The organism is Sorangium sp. So ce394, assembly GCF_051474665.1.
GTDB lineage: Bacteria > Myxococcota_A > Polyangia > Polyangiales > Polyangiaceae > Sorangium > Sorangium cellulosum_D.
Window position 1 is genome coordinate 7,356,543 of sequence record NZ_CP150339.1, and the last position, 16,219, is coordinate 7,372,761.

General features: G+C 73.7%; 14 protein-coding genes. 8 read left to right on the forward strand and 6 right to left on the reverse strand.

The genetic code is table 11. The annotated features are described in order from the left end of the window. Positions 1-19 precede the first annotated feature (19 nt). From WMF33_RS26750 to WMF33_RS26770, 5 genes are all read left to right on the forward strand, one after another. Positions 20-1,120, forward strand: coding sequence for an ABC transporter permease (locus tag WMF33_RS26750; RefSeq protein ID WP_437331284.1), 1,101 nt, complete (start codon positions 20-22; stop codon positions 1,118-1,120). Next, positions 1,120-2,049 carry an ABC transporter permease gene (locus WMF33_RS26755; protein WP_437331285.1) on the forward strand — a complete coding sequence of 310 codons (930 nt, stop codon included), beginning with the start codon at positions 1,120-1,122 and terminating at the stop codon, positions 2,047-2,049. The genes WMF33_RS26750 and WMF33_RS26755 overlap by 1 nt, the downstream gene beginning before the upstream one ends. 82 nt (positions 2,050-2,131) lie before the next feature. Then, complete coding sequence (biuH, locus tag WMF33_RS26760; RefSeq protein WP_437331286.1) at positions 2,132-2,830, forward strand: biuret amidohydrolase; 699 nt, start codon at positions 2,132-2,134, stop codon at positions 2,828-2,830. Next, the gene (locus WMF33_RS26765) at positions 2,830-4,431 is read left to right on the forward strand and encodes an ABC transporter ATP-binding protein (protein WP_437339521.1); all 1,602 of its coding nucleotides are present in this window, start codon (positions 2,830-2,832) and stop codon (positions 4,429-4,431) included. Before biuH ends, WMF33_RS26765 begins: the two co-directional genes overlap by 1 nt. Beyond that, on the forward strand, positions 4,428-5,102 hold the full coding sequence (locus tag WMF33_RS26770) for a cysteine hydrolase family protein (protein ID WP_437331287.1): 675 nt from the start codon (positions 4,428-4,430) through the stop codon (positions 5,100-5,102). Before WMF33_RS26765 ends, WMF33_RS26770 begins: the two co-directional genes overlap by 4 nt. A 21-nt stretch (positions 5,103-5,123) precedes the next feature. Here the strand turns inward: WMF33_RS26770 and WMF33_RS26775 are convergent, their stop codons facing one another. Beyond that, on the reverse strand, positions 5,124-6,320 hold the full coding sequence (locus tag WMF33_RS26775) for a BMP family ABC transporter substrate-binding protein (protein WP_437331288.1): 1,197 nt from the start codon (positions 6,318-6,320) through the stop codon (positions 5,124-5,126). Between the two features lie 103 nt (positions 6,321-6,423). Between WMF33_RS26775 and WMF33_RS26780 the strand changes: the two genes are divergently transcribed. Then, on the forward strand, positions 6,424-6,813 hold the full coding sequence (locus WMF33_RS26780; protein ID WP_437331289.1) for a cupin domain-containing protein: 390 nt from the start codon (positions 6,424-6,426) through the stop codon (positions 6,811-6,813). 204 nt (positions 6,814-7,017) lie between these two features. Here WMF33_RS26780 and WMF33_RS26785 read toward each other — a convergent pair whose 3' ends face one another. From WMF33_RS26785 to WMF33_RS26800, 4 genes are read right to left on the reverse strand one after another with little or no spacing between them, the layout of a single operon-like run. After that, positions 7,018-7,659, reverse strand: a complete 642-nt coding sequence (locus WMF33_RS26785) for a hypothetical protein (protein ID WP_437331290.1) — start codon at positions 7,657-7,659, stop codon at positions 7,018-7,020. A 9-nt stretch (positions 7,660-7,668) separates the two neighbouring features. Continuing rightward, positions 7,669-8,418 carry an ankyrin repeat domain-containing protein gene (locus tag WMF33_RS26790; protein WP_437331291.1) on the reverse strand — a complete coding sequence of 250 codons (750 nt, stop codon included), beginning with the start codon at positions 8,416-8,418 and terminating at the stop codon, positions 7,669-7,671. An 11-nt stretch (positions 8,419-8,429) separates the two neighbouring features. Continuing rightward, a complete protein-coding gene (locus WMF33_RS26795; RefSeq protein WP_437331292.1) occupies positions 8,430-9,659 on the reverse strand; it encodes a DUF4150 domain-containing protein in 1,230 nt (409 codons plus the stop codon). Next, positions 9,652-10,890 (reverse strand): DUF2169 family type VI secretion system accessory protein, encoded by a 1,239-nt coding sequence (locus tag WMF33_RS26800; protein ID WP_437331293.1) that lies wholly within the window; start codon positions 10,888-10,890, stop codon positions 9,652-9,654. The genes WMF33_RS26795 and WMF33_RS26800 overlap by 8 nt, the downstream gene beginning before the upstream one ends. Positions 10,891-11,111: 221 nt before the next feature. On the opposite strand from WMF33_RS26800, the gene WMF33_RS26805 reads away from it, so the two are divergent. Beyond that, positions 11,112-12,968: a DUF2169 family type VI secretion system accessory protein gene (locus tag WMF33_RS26805; RefSeq protein WP_437331294.1), complete on the forward strand. Its 1,857-nt coding sequence runs from the start codon at positions 11,112-11,114 to the stop codon at positions 12,966-12,968. Positions 12,969-12,977: 9 nt separating this feature from the next. Here the strand turns inward: WMF33_RS26805 and WMF33_RS26810 are convergent, their stop codons facing one another. Further along, complete coding sequence (locus WMF33_RS26810; protein ID WP_437331295.1) at positions 12,978-14,861, reverse strand: type VI secretion system Vgr family protein; 1,884 nt, start codon at positions 14,859-14,861, stop codon at positions 12,978-12,980. 346 nt (positions 14,862-15,207) lie between these two features. Between WMF33_RS26810 and WMF33_RS26815 the strand changes: the two genes are divergently transcribed. Beyond that, the gene (locus tag WMF33_RS26815; RefSeq protein ID WP_437331296.1) at positions 15,208-16,098 is read left to right on the forward strand and encodes a hypothetical protein; all 891 of its coding nucleotides are present in this window, start codon (positions 15,208-15,210) and stop codon (positions 16,096-16,098) included. Positions 16,099-16,219: the final 121 nt, after the last annotated feature.

Consider the following 16,219-nt stretch of genomic DNA (forward strand, 5'->3'; position numbering starts at 1 on the left):
ACCCCTTATCCTCGGCGGCGTGAAGCTCCTCCCGCAAGGGCTGCTCGGTCGCGAGACAGCCGAGGCGATCGTCATCCCCGCCGGGGCCCTCGCGGCCTCGCTGCTCGCGTTCGGCGCCTTCGTGGCCGCCCAGGGGGCGAACCCGCTGAGCGTCTATTACGAGATGGTCCGCGGCGCCTTCGGCACGTGGTTCTCGTTCCAGAACACCCTCCTGCGCGCCGCCCCGCTCATGCTGACGGCGCTCTGCACGGCGCTGCCGGCGCGCCTCGGCCTCATCGTCATCGGCGGCGAGGGCGCGGTGGTCGTGGGCGGGCTCTCGGCCGCGTCGGCCGCGCTGGCCTCGCGGGCGTGGGGCGCGCCGCCCGCCGCGGCGCTCGCCGCGATGGCCCTGTCGGGGCTCGCCGCGGGCGCGCTCTGGATCGGCCTCGCCGGCGCGCTCCGCGTCTACCGCGGGGTCAGCGAGACGATCAGCAGCCTGCTCCTCAACTACATCGGGATCGCGCTCCTGAACCACCTCGTCGAGGGCGCCCTGCGCGACCCGGCGAGCCTGAACAAGCCGTCGACGGCCCCGATCGGCGCCGACTACGCGCTCGGGAACCTGCCCGGCGTCGAGGTCCACGGGGGACTCGCCTGCGGCGTCCTCGCCTGCGCGCTCTGCTACGCGCTCATGCACCGGACCACCTTCGGCTTCGCCGCCGCGATGAGCGGCGGCAACGTCCGCGCGGCGCTCCTCGCCGGCCTGCCGGTCAGGCGCCTCGTCGTGATCGCCTGCATGCTCGCCGGCGCCTGCGCGGGGCTCGCCGGGATGGTCGAGGTCGCGGCCGTCCACGGCCGGGCGAACGCGTCGCTCGTCAGCGGCTACGGCTACACCGGCATCCTCGTCGCCTTCCTCGCGCGCCACAACCCGCTCGCGATCGTGCCGGTCGCCCTCCTGCTCGGCGGCATCGGCGCGAGCGGCGGCCTGCTCCAGCGCACGGCGCAGCTCCCCGACGCGGCGGTGAGCGTGCTCCAGGGGCTCCTGTTCATCGCGATCCTCGCGAGCGAGGCGCTCCACGGGCGCGCCCGCGTCGCCCGCGAGCCCACGATCCGGCAGGCGGCGCCCGCGCCGTCGGTGGCGTGATGAGCGACGCAGCTGCGCTGGGCCTCTGGGGCATCCCCCTCGCGGTCGCCGCCGGGGCCATCCGCATCAGCACGCCGTTCCTCTTCGTGAGCCTCGGCGAGTGCCTCACCGAGAAGAGCGGCCGCGTGAACCTCGGCCTGGAGGGCACGCTCGTCATGGGCGCGATGGGCGGCTACGGCGTCTCGCACCTCACCGGCTCCGCCTGGCTCGGCGTCCTCGCCGCCGGCCTCCTCGGCGCGGCGCTCGGCGCGCTCCACGCGTGGCTGTGCGCGAAGCCGCGGGTCAACGACATCGCGGTCGGCATCGCGCTCATGCTCTTCGGCGTCGGCCTCGCCTTCTTCCTCGGCAAGCCGCTCATCAAGCCGACGGCGCCCCGCCTGCCCGCGATCTCGCTCGGCTCCTTCAGCGATCTGCCGCAGGTGCGCGCCGCGCTCCAGGTGAACGCGCTCTTCCTCGTCGGCGCCGCGCTCACCCCGCTCCTCCTCTGGATGCTGCGCCGCACCCGCCCCGGCCTCGTGCTCCGCACCGTCGGCGAGAGCGCCGACGCCGCCCGCGCGATGGGCGTCGACGTGAACCTCGTCCGGCGGCGCGCGACGATGGCCGGCGGCTTCCTCGCCGGCGTCGGCGGCTCGTACCTCTCGCTGTTCTACCCCGGCAGCTGGAACGAGGGCCTGTCGAGCGGACAGGGGCTCATGGCCGTGGCCCTCGTCATCTTCGCGCGCTGGAACCCGGTCCGCTGCCTCGCCGCCTCGCTCCTCTTCGGCGGCGCGAGCGCGCTCGGCCCGGCGCTCCAGTCGGTGGGCATCACCTGGGGCTACCACCTCTTCAACGCCGCGCCCTACATCGTCACGCTGGCCATCATGGTCGCCGCGAGCTCCGCGACCCGCACCCTGCGCGACCAGCCCGCCGAGCTCACGCTCGCCCGATGACCCCCGAGGATCCCGAACGACCCGAACGACCCGAACGACGACGACTTCGAGCGAACCGCAGAAGGACAGGAGGACCCGACGCATGACCTACGTGGCCGCTGACCCCTACGCCTGGCCGTACGACGGGGCGCTCCGCCCCGAGACGACGGCCCTGATCGTCATCGACATGCAGACCGACTTCTGCGGCGAGGGCGGGTACATCGACCTGCTCGGCTACGACATCGCGCTCACGCGGGCCTGCGTCGCGCCGATCCAGCGCGTGCTCGCGGCGGCGCGCCGCCGCGGCTACCACGTCCTGCACACGCGCGAGGGGCACCGGCCGGACCTCTCGGATCTCCCGGCGAACAAGCGGTGGCGCTCGCGCCGGACCGACGGCGGGCGCGGCACGGGCGTCGGCATCGGCGATCCGGGGCCGCGCGGGCGGGTGCTCGTCCGCGGCGAGCCCGGCTGGGAGATCATCCCGGAGCTCGCGCCGCTGCCCGGCGAGCCGATCATCGACAAGCCCGGCAAGGGCTCGTTCTGCGCGACCGACCTCGATCTCATCCTCCGCCAGCGCCGTATCGACAACCTGATCCTCACGGGGATCACGACGGACGTCTGCGTGCACACGACCATGCGCGAGGCGAACGATCGCGGCTACGAGTGCCTGCTGCTCTCCGACTGCTGCGCGGCCACCGATCCCGGCAACCACGCCGCGGCCCTCAAGATGATCACGATGCAGAACGGGGTGTTCGGCGCGGTCTCGACCTCCGCCGCGCTCCTGGAGGCGATCGCGTCGTGATGGACCCGCGCGCCCTCTCGAGCCCGGCGGCGCGGCCGCTCCGCGCCGCCGCGACGCCCCGCGAGCCCGGCCCGCCCGCGCCCCCGCCGGCGCTCTCCGCCGCGGGCATCACCAAGCGGTTCGGGCCGCTGCTCGCGCTCGACGACGTGTCGCTGCGCGTCGCGCCCGGGAGCTTCCACGCGCTCCTCGGCGAGAACGGCGCCGGCAAGAGCACGCTGGTCAAGTGCATCATGGGCGACCACCAGGCCGACGCGGGCGAGGTGCGGGTCGAGGGCGCCGCCCTGTCGATCCGGAGCCCGCGCGACGCGCGGTCGCTGGGGATCGGCATGGTCTACCAGCACTTCACCCTGGTCATGAACATGACGGTCGCCGAGAACCTCGTGCTCGCGCGCCCGTCGCTCCCGCTCGTGATCGACTGGCGCAAGGAGCGCGAGGCGATCCGCGCGTTCATGGCGCGCATGCCCTTCCGGCTCGACCCCGACGCGGCCGTGCGCGAGCTGTCCGCGGGCGAGAAGCAGAAGCTCGAGATCCTGAAGCAGCTCTACCTCGGGAGCCGGATCATCCTCCTCGACGAGCCGACGTCGGTGCTCACGCCCGCGGAGGCCGACGAGGTGCTCGGGACGCTCCGCGGCATGGCCGAGGAGCAGCGGATCAGCGTGCTCATGATCTCGCACAAGTTCCGCGAGGTGATGGCGTTCGCCGACGAGGTCACGGTGCTGCGGCGCGGCCGGGTGGCGGGCCGGGGGAAGATCGAGGACCTCACGCCCGCGGCCATGGCCGAGATGATGGTCGGCGCGCAGCCGCCGCAGGTCTCGGCGACACGTGGCGGGGCGCCCGCCGGCGATGCGGTCCTGCGCATCGAGGGGCTCGCCGCGGCCGACGATCGCGGGCGGCCGGCGCTCGACGGCGTGACGCTCACCGTCCGCCGCGGCGAGATCGTCGGGATCGCCGGCGTCTCGGGCAACGGGCAGGAGGAGCTCGTCGAGGTGCTCGCCGGGCAGCGCTCCGCGCGGGCGGGGAGCGTGCTGGTCCACGGCGAGCCGTACGGCGCGGGGCGCGACGAGACCCGGCGGCACCGGGTGCGGTGCCTGCCCGAGGAGCCGCTGCGCAACGCGTGCGTGCCGGCGATGTCGGTGGCGGAGAACATCGGGTTCCGCGTCTTCGACAGGCCGCCGTTCACCGCGCTCCGCTTCGGCGTGAGCCGCGCGGCGCTGCGGCGGTCGGCCGAGCGCCTCGCCCGGGAGTACGCCATCAAGGCGCCTTCGGTCGACGCGCCGATCGGCAGCCTCTCGGGCGGGAACGTGCAGCGCGCGGTGCTCGCGCGCGAGCTCGGGACGGGCTCGGACGAGGGGATCGAGCTGCTGATCGCCGCGAACCCGTGCTTCGGGCTCGATTTCGCGGCCGTGGCCGAGATCCGCGCCCGCATCCTCGGGGCGCGCGACCGCGGGACGGCGGTGCTCCTCGTGAGCGCGGACCTCGACGAGATCTTCGCGATGGCCGACCGGATCCTCGTGATGAGCGAGGGCCGCATCGTCCACGAGGCGACGGTCGCCGCGGCGGACGTCGCGGAGATCGGCGGCGCGATGGCGGGGCACGGATGACCGCGCGCGCCCCCGAGATCGCGGCGCGTCCGTACCCGTTCCGCCTCGCCGAGCCGGACGCCGTGGCGCTGCTCGTCATCGACATGCAGCGCGATTTTCTGGAGCCGGGCGGCTTCGGCGCGGCGCTCGGCAACGACGTCCGCAGGCTCCAGCGCATCGTGCCGACGGTCCGGTCGCTGCTCGACGCGTTCCGCGAGCGCGGCCTGACCATCCTCCACACCAAGGAGGGCCACCGGCCGGATCTCTCGGACTGCCCGCCGGCCAAGCGGAGCCGCGGCGCGCCGGGCATGCGGATCGGCGATGTCGGGCCGATGGGGCGCATCCTCGTGCTGGGCGAGCCGGGCAACGACTTCGTCCCGGAGCTCGCGCCGGCGCCCGGGGAGCTCGTCATCCCCAAGCCGGGCAAAGGCGCCTTTTACCGGACGGGGCTCGACGCCCGGCTCGCGGCGCTCGGCGTCTCGCAGCTGCTCATCGCCGGCGTGACCACCGAGGTGTGCGTCCAGACCACGATGCGCGAGGCGAACGATCGCGGCTACGAGTGCCTGTTGATCGAGGACGCCACCGAGAGCTATTTCCCCGAGTTCAAGGCGGCGACCCTGGAGATGGTCCGCGCCCAGGGCGCCATCGTCGGCTGGACCGCGCCGGCCGCCGCGGTCCTCAAGGCGCTCTGAGCGCCGGAGGGCCACATCGCTCTAGTGTCGCACGGAGCCGATCGCGCCCTCCACGAGGTAGCTCATGCTCTCCAGCACGAGGTCGGTCTGCTTCTGCTCGGCGGACTCGGCAATGACCACCTTGCCCTCGTTGTCCTTGATCGGCCCCTTGAAGATGACGAGCGTCCCCTCCGTGAGCCCCGCCTTCGCCTCCTCGGCCTTCTTCTTCGCCTCCTCGGAGACGGCGGGGCCATACGGCGAGAGCTTGACGAACCCCTCCTTGAAGCCGCCGCGCAGGAGGTGCTGATACGGCTTCCCTTCGCGGATCCACGCCATGTAGTCGGTGTACACCTTGGCCCAGTTCCACTCGGCCCCGGTCAGGTACCCCTTGGGGGCGAGCGTCGCCTGATTCGTGTGATAGCCGGTGCTGAAGGCGCCGCGGCGCTCGGCGAGCTCGATGATCACCTTGGGCGAGTCCACGTGGGCGGTCAGGACGTCGACGCCCTGGTCGATGAGGCTGTTCGCCGCCTCCGCCTCCTTGACGGGCATCGACCAGTCGCCCGTGAAGATCACGGCCGTCGTCGCGCCCGGGTTCACGCTCCGGACGCCCAGCGTGAAGGCGTTGATGTTGCGGAGCACCTGCGGGATCGGCTTGGCCGCGATGAAGCCGAGCTTGCCGCTCTTCGTCGTCATCCCGGCGACGACGCCGGACACGTACTCTGCCTCGTCGATGTACCCGAAATAGCTGCCGACGTTGCTCGGGTGCTTCGACGCGTCGTAGAGGCCTCCGCAATGGAGAAAGACCTTGTCCGGGTACTTCTCCGCCACCTTGAGGACGTGCGGATCGAAGTAGCCGAAAGACGTCGGGAAGATCACCGCCGCGCCGTCGAGGTTGATCATGCTCTCGATCGTCTTTTGCACGGCGACCGTCTCGGCGACGTTCTCCTCCTCGCGGGTCTTCACGCCGGCCAGCTTGGCGACCGCGGCGGCGCCCTCCGCGTGCGCCTGGTTGTAGCCGTAATCATCCCGGGCGCCGACGTAGATGAAGCCCACCGTGAGCGGCTGATCGCCAGGCGCCTCCCTGCTGCAGCCGACCGCCGCCGGCAGCAGCGAGAGCGAGACGAGCAGCGGGCCAAGGAGGGCGAGGGAGCTCCGGCGGCGTGGCGCGTCGGCCCCACCGTCGAGGCGCGGATTTCTCAGGGTGCTCTTCACACCCTGGATCTGTACGCGCGTCTTCATTTCTGAAAGTTTTCCCGCCCGCGAATTGTTCGCATCCCACGCGATTGCCATTGAGCGTGCGCGGCGCGATGTGGCAAGGTCCCACCAACACGGGAGATTCGCGATGATGTCCACGAATCCAGCAGCAACGCGGGATGCAGCACCTGTGCAGTTGCCGTTCATCGTCTCGGATGTGGCGGCGCTCACTGCCAATCCAGATCTGATCCCGTGGCGTCGATTCCGGGAAGGCGTCGAGATCCATCAGCTTTACGGGAGCGGCGATGCGGGCGCATCGGCGGCGCTCCTGCGGTATGCGCCGGGCGCGTCCGTTCCGCAGCACGTCCATCGCGGCCATGAGCACATCTTCGTGCTCGCGGGCTCGCAGTCGGACGAGCGCGGGCACCACCGCGCCGGCACGCTGGTGGTGAACACGCCGGGCACCCGTCACAGCGTGTCGAGCGCCGAGGGCTGCATCGTCCTCGCGATCTGGGAGCAGCCCGTCGTCTTCATCTGACTCCCCGCCGGGCCGCCCATCTGGACACCGGGGCCGCCCATCTGGACACCCGGGCCGCCCATCTGGACACCGGGGCCGCCCATCTGGACACCGGGGCGGCTCATCTGGACATCCGGCCGCCCATCTGGACACCGGGGCCGCCCATCTGGACACCGGGGTGGCTCATCTGGACATCCGGCCGCCCATCCGGACACTCGGGTCCCCTCACCTCCGGATCTGCGCGCCGTCGTTCCTGCCCGTGATGCCCTGAACCAGGCGCAGCGCCCGCTGGAGCCCCGCGAGCACCGACCGGAGCATCTCCAGCACCGGCCCGTTGGCGCCGCGCATCAGGGCCATCGTCGCGGCGTTCTCCACGGCCTGCGCCGCCTGCGCCGGCGTCGGAGCCGTCCCCGCGAGCGCCTCGATCCGCTCGCGCGCCGCGCCGAGCGCGAGCGCGTGCACCGGCTGGCCGCGGGGCCCCGACACCTCCATCGCCTGCCGCAGGATCTCCTCGGTGATCTGCCGCGTCCGGACCTGATCGGGCCGCGCGGGCCCGTCCATCGCCTCCGGCGGCGTCCGCACCAGGCGCCCGAGCGCCGTGAGCCGCGCGGCGAGCTCCTCCGGCGACGCGACGTCCCCGGGCCCCGGCGCGCCCGCCCCCTCGCCGCTCGCTCCGACGGGCGCCGCCGGCGCGCCGCCGCGCCCGCCGCCGCCGAGCTGCTGCACGAGCCCCTCGAGCTGCCGCCACATCGGCGCGAGCCGCTCGACGCCCTGAACGAGCTGCACGGCGGGGTTGGCCTGCTCCACGGGGACCGCGCGCGCGGGGGTTTGACCGACGATGCGCCCGATGGTGTTGCCGGATCCCATGGTGTCACCTCACCTCGGCTGGCCGACGGGGACGATCGGCTCCTCGCCGCGCTGCCGCATCCGCTCGCGCTCCACCTCGGGGGGGTCGGGCGGCCACCGCACCCCCGCCCGCACGATCCGGTCGCGGAGCGCCGCCATCTTCCGGAGCGCGGCCGAGCCCGGGAGCTGCCGCGCCATGAGCTCCTCCAGCACGCGCGCGAACGACTGACCGAGGCGGTTCACCGCGCGCGGATCGGCGCCGCGGTCGAGCAGCTCCTCCACCTGGTCGAGCTGCAGCGCCCGCAGCGCGTAGGTGATCGCCGGCGTCCCGAGCGAGTCGCGGGCGTCCACGTCCGCGCCGCGGTCGAGCAGGAGGCGCATGCTCTCGACCGTGGCCTCCGAGGCCGCGCGGAAGAGCGCCGGCGTGTGGCCGCGGCCGACCCGCGCGTCGGGCGACACGCCGCCGTCGAGCATCGCCCGCAAGAACGCCGGGCTCTTCGCCAGGATCGCCAGATCGAGCGCGCTCGAGAGGAGCGGCACCACGTGGTGCACGTCGGCGCCCGCGCGCACGAGCTCGGTCACGATCTGCAAACGCGCGGGCTCTTGCCCCGACGCCCAGTGCATCGCGAACACGAGCAGCGTCATGTGCTCGGCGCCGGGCGCGTCGAGATCGGTCGACGGCGCGAGCGCGCGGACGGCCGCGAGATCGCCGGCCGCGATGGCCCGCGCGAGCTCGCGCTGCGGGCCGAGGAAGAAGCGGTCGGGGTCGGGCGCGCGCATCGTGGCTCCGCTCAGCATCGCTTGCCGGTCTTCTCGGCGATCTTCCGCTGGTCCGCCTGCTTTTGCTTCTCGATGCCGTTGATGACGTCGGGCATCAGGTGGCGGTTGTAGGGGTCGAGGCTCGACGCGGGCAGCTCGTACTTCGTGCCGACGGCGTCCGGCATGACCGCGCTCAGGCCCACCTTGGCCAGGGCGCCCCACAGGCCGCCGGCGGCCCACGCGGCCAGGGTGCCCTTCCACCCCTGCTCCTGGAAGCCCGTGAGCGCCTCGTCTTGGACGCGGTACGCGGCGATGTCGGCCGGGCGCTCCGTGCCGCCGTAGCCCGTGACCGTGCCCGGGTTGAGGCCCGCCGCGTTGAACGTCCAGCCGCGCGAGCCGCCCGCCGTCGCCGCCGCCGACGCAAGGCCCCCGCCGAGCGAATGGCCCGTGTAGTCCACGCTGTTCCCGAGCGTGTTCCCCACGCGCACGGCGTCGCGGTAGTACGGCGAGTCCATGTTGAGCCCCTGCGCGAAGTTGTTCTGCCAGTCCGCGCCGTTCTCCGTCCCCCGGAAGGCCACCGTCGGCCGCATGTCGCCGCCGAAGACGTCCGGGTCGGGCTCGTAGAGCCGCGTGGCGCCGGGGCGGCTGCCGTCGAGATCGCCGGGCGTGAGCCCGTAGCGCGCGAGCGCCTCGGGGTCGTCGCTGACGTCGCGCCACCCGGTCGGCGCGGGCTTCGAGGGGTCGTAGGTGTGGCCCGAGAGCGCGGCCTTCTCCGCGGCGATCGTGTTGCGCTCGAAGCGCGCGGCGGCCTCGCGCGTCGCCGGGTCGTCGCTGTTCTTGCCCGCCTCGATCTGCTCCTTGCGGCACTGGTAGCGCGCCCTCTTGTCGGCCTTGTCCTGCGCCGCCTTGTCGCCGTTCATCTGCGCCAGGTCGTCGTGGCGCACGACCGGGTGCGCGTTGACCAGGACGCTCGGGCTGTGCGTCTGCGACCAGCTCTGCTGGCCCACGGTGCCGCTCACGACCCCCTTCGCGCTGCCCGGCTCGTCGCCCTCGGTCGTGGGCATCACGGTCGCGGCGTGCTTCTGCACGCGGCCGTCGTTGGCGTGCACGTCCTCGCTCGCGTCGAGCGCGGGCTCGAGCCTGGAGACCACGTTGTACGGCACGGGCGGCGTGCTCGACCCCATCGGCGTCTTGCACACGTCGGGCGCGCACGACACCGCCATCCACGGCTCCTGCTTGCGCGAGAGGACGTTCTCAGCCACGGCCCACCGCCATCTTCAGGAGCGGGGCGCGCGGGTCGACCTCGAAGCGCGCTTCCATCCGCTGCACCCCGAGCGCGCGGGCCACGAGCGCCCGCCACACGCACGTCACGACCATGGACTCGGCGTCCACCGAGAGCGTGTCGAGCGCCGCGGGCACCGGCACCGGCAGCCCCGCGATCCAGACCATCGCGAACGCCCGGTGCGGCGGCAGCTCGAACGCGACGCGCCCGTCGCACGCGAGCCCGGGGCGCGCGAGGTTCCAGAGCTCGACCCTCAGGCCGACGTCGGGGTGCGGGATCTGCTGATCGTCGGGCGCCGCGTTCCAGTACGCGAAGGAGAAGTCGTCCGGGAGGAACGGGTGCCGGCCCGCCACCCACGCCTCGCCGTAGGTGCCCGCGCGCTGGAGCCGCGGCGTCCAAGCGCGCCCCACGCACCCGAGGCCCGCCGGCGCGAACGGGTAGTCCGCCGCGATCTCCGCCATCCGCGGGGCGTCCACCGCGTGCGGCGGGTGCGACGCCACGGCGAGGCGCGTCACCCGGCTGTCGGGCCGCTCGATCTGCGGCGCGGCGACGCGGTCGGGCGCCGGCGCGCCGGCGTCGCGCAGCGCGTCCAGGGTGCGCGCCTCCATCCACCCGCAGCCGACCGGGTTGGTGAAGCACACCTCGTCGAGGAGCGGCGCGCTCCCGGGCGCGGCGCGCACGAGGCTGCGGCCGCCGAAGGCGCGCTCCCAGCGCACCGGGACGCTCGCCGCCGGCTCGGGGCGGGTGAGCTGCCAGCCCTCCGCCGCGCGCTCGAACCACCGTGGCCCGCACACCTCCAGCGTCTTGTCGACGAGCGCGCGCCGCGGCGGCTCGCGGCCGCCGGCGTCGCCTCCGGGGGGCGGCGCGCCGCGCCCCGTCACGCGCAGCCGGGCCGTCCAGCGCTCCGCGGGCTCCTCCCCGGGCGCCCACGCGGTCGCGCGCACGAGCACGTCGCAGCGCGGCTTGAACGGCGCGAGGTCGCTCTCGGCGCGGACGCTCGACGCGTTCGCCTCCCCCTCGAACGCGTCGCGCAGGAGCAGCCGCCCGGCGCCGTCGTCCTGGAGGAGCTCGCAGCGGTGGGTCGCCTCCCCGCCCTCCCCGGGGACGAGCCGGTAGGCGGCCTTGAGCGCGAGCACATGGTGCTCCTCGTCGTGCGCGTCGAGGGCGCTGTAGGCCAGGGCGTCGAATGGGGTGAGGTTCTGGCACTCCATCGTCGCCCCCCGACGCTATCGGAGGGCACCACCGCCTTCAATGGCCGACCCGCGCGGGACGCCGCGGTGCCGCGCGGCGTCGCGCAGGCGGCGGAGCGGCGTCCCGCGCGTGGCCGCGGCGTGACGGCGGAGGTTCGCCCGGACGCCGTCCCGCGGCTCGGATATCCTGAGGGACATCGCTGGGATGCACGTCGCCCCGGAGCGCGCCCGATCGATCGCCGATGCACCTCGTTTGCCAAGGCCTGATACGCGCCAGCTCGCTGGAGTGGCGACCCAGACCCGACGCGTGGGTGCTCACCGTCGCGTGCCACGCGCTGTTCGAGCTCGCGCCGTTCGAGTCGCCGATGACGAGCGGCCCCGCGGCCCCGATGGATGGCGAAGCGGACGAGCGGCGCCTCGTCGAGCCGTGGGGCCCGGTCGCGCCGTTCAAGCGGTGGAGCGAGGTGCTCGTCGTCGGCCACGCGCACGCGCCCGAGGGCAGCGCGGTGACGTCGCTCATCGCGCGGCTCGCGGTGGGCGACATCGACAAGGCGATCGAGGTCCGCGGCGACGCGTGCTTCACGCGCGATGGCTCGCTCGGCGAGCCCGCGCCCTTCACGCGCATGCCGCTCCGCTGGGAGCGCGCCGCGGGCGGTCCGCACACCTCGAACCCGGTCGGCGTGCCGACCGGCCACGGAGCGCCCGCCGATCGATGGGGGCGATCGCGCGCGCCGAACCTCCTGACCGCGGCCTCGTCGACGGCGATCCGGCAGGGCCACCTCTGGCCCGCCGGCTTCGGCCCGCTCCGGCCGGAGTGGCCCGACCGCGCGCAGCGCCTGCGCCGGCACGCGGCGGGCTGGGATCACGCGCGCTGGGCCGAGCGGCCGCTGCCCGAGGGCATCGACACCGGGTACTTCAACGCCGCGCCGCTCGATCAGGTGACGAACGAGCTGACGGGCGCGGAGCCGATCGTGCTCGAGCACCTGCACCCGCGCTTCCCGCGGCTCGCGACGCGCCTCCGCGCGCCGGCGCCGAGCGCGATCGCGGTGACGAACGGCGTCGAGCTGCGCGTGCCCCTCCGCTGCGACACGCTCGTCATCGACGCCGATCACGGCGTGGCGGCGCTCGTGTGGCGCGGGCAGCTCATGCTCGATCGCCCGCCGCGCGAGGGCGCCGTGCTCATCACCGAGGGCGAGCCCGCGCCGAGCCTCACGGGCACGATGACGGCCCCGCTCTCGTCGAGGCCCTCCGCGGTGCTCCCGTTCCTGCAAGGCGCCGCGCAGCTCGCCCCGGCGCCGCCGGCCGGAGCCGCGCCGGACGCGGCCGATCCGCGCTTCTCGCCGGCGCCGCCGTCGTCGCCGCCGATCGATGACGAGGACACGTCGCAGACGCTCGTGCCCGCCGTGGTGCTCCCGAGGCCCGCGCTGCCGTTTCACGCGTCCCCGCCGGAGCCATCCCGCGGCCCGCCGCACGAGCTCGAGCCGGACGACGGGCCGCCCACGCCGCCCGCGCCCCCCGCGTCGCTCGCGCTCCTTGCGCCGCTCCCCCCGCCGGCGCGGCTCGCCGCGGAGCCCGCGCCGGCGGCGGCGCTCGCGCCCGCCGCGGAGGTCATCGAGCCGCGCCCCGCGGCGGCTCCGGAGCTGGCGGAGGAGCCCGCGGAGCCGGGCTTGCCCGTCGACGCGTATCCCCTCGCCCGCTGCGCGGCGATCGCGGCGCGGCTCGCGGCGCGCCCCGGCGCGGAGGCCGCGGTCCTCGCGGCGGACTCGCTCTCGCCGGACACGTGGGAGGCGCTGCACGCGCACTGGCTCGACGCGATCCGCGCCGAGGTCGGGCGCGGGAAGCGGCGGCTGCTCTCGTCGTACGACGCGGCGTACATCGCGGCGCTGGAGGCCGAGCGAGGCCCGATCACGGCGGTCGACTACGCGCGGCTCGCGATCGCGTCCGAGCGCGGGAACGAAGCGCAGGCGCTCGAGGAGCTCGGCTTGCCCGAGGGCGCGCTGATCCGGCTCCGCCGCGTGTGGCTGGAGCGGGTCGTCAAGGATCCCGCGGCGGCCCAGCAGGTGCGCGCGGCGATGCGGGCGGCGGCCGAGGCCCCGTGACCTCGACGGCTAGTTGAGGTCGATCGGGTCGCCGAAGACCTGCGTGTGGCCGCTGGAGTGGATCGTGATGTCGGTCCCCGAGATCACGATCTTGCCCGACTTCTCCATCACGATGCTCGACTTGCCGCAGACGATCTCGACCCTGTCCCCGACCCGGGTCGCCTGCACGCTGCCGATCTCCACCGTCTCGCTGATGCCCACCACGCGCGATCGGTTCATCCCGACCACCTCGCGCGCGCTGTTCATCACCAGCTTGGTGAAGTCGTTGCCGACGGTCTGATCCTCGTTGTTGCCGATCGCGCTCACGCGATCGTTGCCGATGGTGACCTGCTCGTCGCGCTTGACGAGCTTGTTCATGTCGCGCTCGGCCTGCACCCGGACGAGCTCCTTGCCCGCCGCGTCCTCGAACATGATCTCGTTGTAGCCGCCGGTCTCGGGCGACGAGCTGGTCTTCCAGCCGCTCTGCGTCTTGTTCTCGGGGAGCTTGTACGGCGTCTTCTGGAGGTTCGTGTACACCCGGCCCGTGATGATCGGCCGGTCGGGATCGGCGCCGAGGAAGTCGACGATCACCTCCTGGCCGATGCGCGGCAGGTTGGTGCCGCCGAAGCCGGCGCCGCCCCAGGGCTGGCTCACGTGGATCCAGCACGACGACGCGTCGTTCATGCGGCCCTCGCGATCCCAGTGGAACTGCACGCGCACGCGGCCGAACTCGTCGACGTGGATCTCCTGGCCGGGCGGGCCGACCACGGTGGCGGACTCGACCCCCTGGACGCGCGGCTTCCGCGTGCGGAGCGGCGGCCGGTACGGGGCGTCCGCGGTCACGGCGCGGCACGCGTGCCGGAAGGCGCCCGGGACCTCGCCCGCGAGCGTCGACTCGAGGACGAGCAGCGGCTTGTCCGGCGCGAGCTCGGCCTTCGGGTGGTCGAGGAACGAGAGGACGGTGCCCGGCGCGAGATCGATCGTGTTGGTCTCGAACGCGATCTCGCGGGCCGAGGCGCGCTTCGCCTCGAGGCGCCGCTGCGCGAGCGCGGCCCCCTCGGCCTCGTCCGCGCGGTACTTGCCCTTGTCGTCGGCGGCCGGCGTGCTGTCGCCCTTGTCGCTCTCGTAGAGGAACGCCCCGGGCACGTAGTGGAAGCGCTCGAGCCGCTCCTCGACGCCGCCGGGGCCGGCGGCGCTCGCCGCGAGCTCGTACGACGCCGGCCTCCGGTAGTCGTGGTCGCGGACCGTGTACTTGCCCGGCCGCAGCCGGCGGCCGACGCGCACCTCGGTGACGTGCTCGAGGTCGGCGTCGGTCGGGTGATCGCGGAACGCGATCGGGCTGCGCCGGGGGTTGCCGTGGGGTCCGTCGTCGAGGACGAGCCGGCTCTCGCCGCCGTTCTCGAAATAGAAGCTCACCCCCGCGTCCTCGAGCATGCGGCAGAGGAACGTGTAGTCGCTCTCGCCGTACTGGACGCGGAACTTGCGCTTCCGGTAGCTCCCGGCGAGGCGCAGCGCCGGGGAGATCCCCCACTCGTCGAGGATCTTCAGCGCGATGTCGATCTCCGACAGGTGCTGGAAGACGCGGTGGTTGCGCCGCTGCGTGGCGAGCCACAGCGCGGGGACGAGCGTGAGCTCGTAGGTGGAGAGGTGGCGCTCCTCGACGGCGATCTGCTGGAGCTGGCTGCAGACGCCGGACCACGCGCGGGCCTGCTCGCGCTGCGCGGCGAACCGCATCGGCCGGCCGATGACGGCCTCGAAGTCGATGTCCGGGTTGTCCGACACGGCGACGATGCGCACCTCGAAGAGCGCCGACATGCGATCGGTGGCCGTGAACTGGCGCACGTCGAGCGCGTCTCCGGAGGCGACGTGCACCGCTGCCCGGGCCTCGCCGCGCGCGCTCAGCGCGCCCGCCATGCCGCTTCCCTTCCCCTGATGAGCCGGGTTCGCACCGTCCATACATGCTCCCATGCCCGCTCCTCCCGCACGGGACGCGACGGGACCGACCCGCGGATGGTACCCGGCGGAGCGCGCGCGCCACAAGGCCGGCCCCGCGCCCCGCGGTGTCGATCCGGTGACACCGGAGAACGACGACCGCACCCCGCCGCCACGGCAGCACGACGCCGTGGCGCCGGGGTGCGACATCGCCGCACGCGCAGCTTCACCGGACTCACCGGACGAGAGCGCGCCCGGCGCTCGCATTCTTCTTCACTCGCGGCACAGAGGTTCAGGTGCACCGCACTTTGCCGTAGGCTGGAGCTCCATGGATCCACGCGGGAAGTCGCTCCCCCCGGCGCCGCTCGTCACGGACGAGGACATCCGGGCAGAGCTCCGGCGGCTGTTCGACGCCGGCCCCGACTCGGGGCTCGTCATCCGGGTCTACGGCGAGCCGGGCGAGGGGGCGGCCGCGGCGGACGCCTTCCGCGAGATGTTCGCGTCGCTCCGCATGTACGAGGGGAAGGCGCAGGATCAGCCCCTCGAGATCCTCGTCGACGCCCCGAGCAAGGCGCACATCGCCCGCGCGCTGTCGGTGCTCGGCAACGAGCAGCACCAGAAGCGGATCCTCGATCACATCCTCACCACGTTCGGCCGCCGGCTGATCGACCCGCTCGCCGAGATCCTCGACACGACCCCGACCGGCTCGGTGACGGCGCGCCTGACCGTCCTGCGCGACATCTTCCTCGCGCAGGTCGCGGATCTGCGGATGACGCCCGAGTCGCAGCAGATCCTCACGAGCGACCTGCGCAAGCTCCTCAGCGACGACTACCTGGCGATGATCGCGGAGAACGAGGAGCGCGTGCAGCGCCCGCGCGTGGCGAAGCTCGCCCAGCAGATCCTGCGGCTCGTCGGCTCGACGTTCCACCGGGCGCTCAGGCGCTGGCCCGCGCACGCCGAGCAGATCGCGTCGTCGATCGCGCGGCGGAGCCCGAAGAAGGTCCGGCTGAGCGAGGTGCCGAAGCTCATCCGCGGCCAGATCACCGACGGCATCGAGGAGTTCCTGTGGATCGAGACGAGCGCGGACATCGAGGGCGCGCTGCGCCCGATGCTCGCCGAGCACCAGGACGTGATGCCGGTGAAGCAGGCGACGCTCGACCGCTCCACCTACCGGGAGTTCGCGGACGCCTGCTGGGCGATCATCGCCGAGCATTGCTGACGCCGGGGCGAGCGCGCCGGCGGCTCGCCGCCCGGCCCCCCTCATGGCCGGACCGGGGCATCCTCGCCGGACGCTGAGATCCGTCACGTCCTGGTCGCTCCGCTCACCGCGCCCGCGGCGT

What these genes read in the sequence shown, in the direction of transcription:
- WMF33_RS26755 (WP_437331285.1), top strand. Translation starts at nt 1,120, where the DNA reads ATGAGCGACGCAGCTGCGCTGGGCCTCTGGGGCATCCCCCTCGCGGTC.
- biuH (WP_437331286.1), top strand. Translation starts at nt 2,132, where the DNA reads ATGACCTACGTGGCCGCTGACCCCTACGCCTGGCCGTACGACGGGGCG.
- WMF33_RS26765 (WP_437339521.1), top strand. Translation starts at nt 2,830, where the DNA reads ATGGACCCGCGCGCCCTCTCGAGCCCGGCGGCGCGGCCGCTCCGCGCC.
- WMF33_RS26770 (WP_437331287.1), top strand. Translation starts at nt 4,428, where the DNA reads ATGACCGCGCGCGCCCCCGAGATCGCGGCGCGTCCGTACCCGTTCCGC.
- WMF33_RS26775 (WP_437331288.1), bottom strand. Translation starts at nt 6,320, where the DNA reads ATGAAGACGCGCGTACAGATCCAGGGTGTGAAGAGCACCCTGAGAAAT.
- WMF33_RS26780 (WP_437331289.1), top strand. Translation starts at nt 6,424, where the DNA reads ATGATGTCCACGAATCCAGCAGCAACGCGGGATGCAGCACCTGTGCAG.
- WMF33_RS26785 (WP_437331290.1), bottom strand. Translation starts at nt 7,659, where the DNA reads ATGGGATCCGGCAACACCATCGGGCGCATCGTCGGTCAAACCCCCGCG.
- WMF33_RS26790 (WP_437331291.1), bottom strand. Translation starts at nt 8,418, where the DNA reads ATGCGCGCGCCCGACCCCGACCGCTTCTTCCTCGGCCCGCAGCGCGAG.
- WMF33_RS26800 (WP_437331293.1), bottom strand. Translation starts at nt 10,890, where the DNA reads ATGGAGTGCCAGAACCTCACCCCATTCGACGCCCTGGCCTACAGCGCC.
- WMF33_RS26805 (WP_437331294.1), top strand. Translation starts at nt 11,112, where the DNA reads ATGCACCTCGTTTGCCAAGGCCTGATACGCGCCAGCTCGCTGGAGTGG.
- WMF33_RS26810 (WP_437331295.1), bottom strand. Translation starts at nt 14,861, where the DNA reads ATGGCGGGCGCGCTGAGCGCGCGCGGCGAGGCCCGGGCAGCGGTGCAC.
- WMF33_RS26815 (WP_437331296.1), top strand. Translation starts at nt 15,208, where the DNA reads ATGGATCCACGCGGGAAGTCGCTCCCCCCGGCGCCGCTCGTCACGGAC.